This window comes from Ideonella sp. B508-1 (genome assembly GCF_000333615.1).
Taxonomy (GTDB): Bacteria; Pseudomonadota; Gammaproteobacteria; order Burkholderiales; family Burkholderiaceae_C; genus Ideonella.
Map to the genome: position 1 here is coordinate 1 of NZ_BADL01000194.1, position 1,786 is coordinate 1,786.

The window sequence follows — 1,786 nt, forward strand, 5'->3', positions numbered from 1 at the left end:
CGCGGGCTGCACACGCTGGAAGCGGTGACCCAGGCCCAGGCTCGCGCGCCGCGCGAAACCGCGGTGCGGGCCGTGCTGACGGTGTGGCTGCGCGCCTTCGGCGGGCGCCACAAGGTGATGGGTGATGTGATCCGCACGGTGCTGCTGCACCGGGACGTGCAGGACGTGCACCGCCGCTTCGCCCCGGCCGGCCTTCGAGGACGCCCTGGTGCGGCTGGCCCTGGGCCTGCTGCCCGTGGCCTGAGGGTGCTCAGATTGCGCAGTGCACCGGCTGCGCGCCCAGGGGGCCGGTGAGCACCGCCGGGGCGATCTCCACCAGATAACCACGGCGGCCGCCGTTGATCAGGATTCGCTCCAGCGCCAGCACCGTCTCCTCGACGAACACCCGCATGGCCTTGCGGGTGCCAAACGGCGAGGTGCCGCCCACCAGGTAGCCGCTGTGGCGCTGGGCCACCTCGGGCTTGCAGGGCTCCACGCTCTTCACGCCGATGGCGCGCGCCAGGTTCTTGGTGCTGACCTGCTTGTCGCCGTGCATCAGGATGATCAGCGGCTCGGCCTTGTCGTCCTGCATCACCAGGGTCTTGACCACCGCGTGCTCGGGCCAGCCGAGCTGGCGGGCCGATTCACCGGTGCCGCCATGGTCCACGTACTCGTAGACATGCTCGGTGTAGGCCAGCCCATGCTGCTTGAGCCACTGGGTGGCGGGCGTCTCGCTGACGTGCTTGTCCTTCTTGGCCATGAACTGCCCTCCCCGCTCACTGCGCCGGGTCGCGGTGCTGCCAACGCAGTGCGTCGATGGCCTGGTTCAGCTCGGCGGACAGGGTGACCGGCCAGGCGGCCAGGCACTCGTCCAGCTGGGCCACGCTGGTCACGCCGATGATGGTGGAGGCCACCCGCCAGTTGCGGTAGCAGAAGGCCAGCGCCAGCTGGGTGGGGGTCAGGCCATGCGCGCGGGCCAGCGCGTTGTACTTGGCGGCCACGCTGACCGCCTCGCCACGGGCCCAGCGCTGCAGGCGCATCGATTCGAAGCGCGCCAGGCGGCCCAGCGCCGGCTGGTCGGCATCCAGGCCGGGGCCGTCGTACTTGCCGGTCAGCGCGCCGAAGGCCAGCGGCGAATAGGCCAGCAGGCTCACCTGCTCGCGCCACAGCACCTCGTCCAGGCCGTTGTCCACCGCGCGGCTGGTCAGGGCGTAGGGGTTCTGCACCGTTTCCACGCGCGGCAGGCCGTGGCGCTCGGCCTCGCGCAGAAAGGCCATCACGCCCCAGGGTGTCTCGTTGGACAGGCCCACATGGCGCACCTTGCCATCGCGCACCAGGGTCTCCATGGCCCGCAGCTGGGCCTCGATGGTGCTGTTCTCGGTCTCCTTGGCGGGGTCGAAGTACAGCGCGCCGAAGGCCGGCGCATTGCGGTTGGGCCAGTGGATCTGGTAGAGGTCGATGACGTCTGTCTGCAGGCGCTTCAGGCTGGCTTCGCAGGCGGCCACGATGTGCTCGGGTTTCAGGTCGCGGGCGCCGTCGCGGATCCAGGCCATGTTGCGGCTGGGGCCGGCCACCTTGGTGGCCAGCACCACCCGCTGGCGGGCCCCGGGGCGACGGGCGAACCACTCACCAATGATGGCCTCGGTGGCGCCGTAGGTCTCGGCCCGGGCCGGCACCGCGTACATCTCGGCGGTGTCGATGAAGTTCACGCCCGCGGCCAGGGCGCGGTCCAGGATGGCGTGGGCCTCGTCCTGACCCACCTGCTCACCAAAGGTCATGGTGCCCAGGCAGACGGGGCGACGGAGAG

3 protein-coding genes are annotated in these 1,786 nt (G+C 70.8%); 1 reads left to right on the forward strand and 2 read right to left on the reverse strand.

Annotation, left to right across the window (positions count from 1 at the left end; all coding sequences use genetic code 11):
- On the forward strand, positions 1 to 294 hold a 294-nt coding region (locus tag I73_RS33140; RefSeq protein WP_040500009.1), incomplete at its 5' end, for a hypothetical protein.
- Here I73_RS33140 and I73_RS08640 read toward each other — a convergent pair.
- Positions 251 to 739 carry an aminoacyl-tRNA deacylase gene (locus I73_RS08640; protein ID WP_022980241.1) on the reverse strand — a complete coding sequence of 163 codons (489 nt, stop codon included), beginning with the start codon at positions 737 to 739 and terminating at the stop codon, positions 251 to 253. The genes I73_RS33140 and I73_RS08640 overlap by 44 nt on opposite strands.
- A gap of 16 nt (positions 740 to 755) precedes the next feature.
- Positions 756 to 1,766 (reverse strand): aldo/keto reductase, encoded by a 1,011-nt coding sequence (locus I73_RS08645; RefSeq protein ID WP_234409452.1) that lies wholly within the window; start codon positions 1,764 to 1,766, stop codon positions 756 to 758.
- Positions 1,767 to 1,786: the final 20 nt, after the last annotated feature.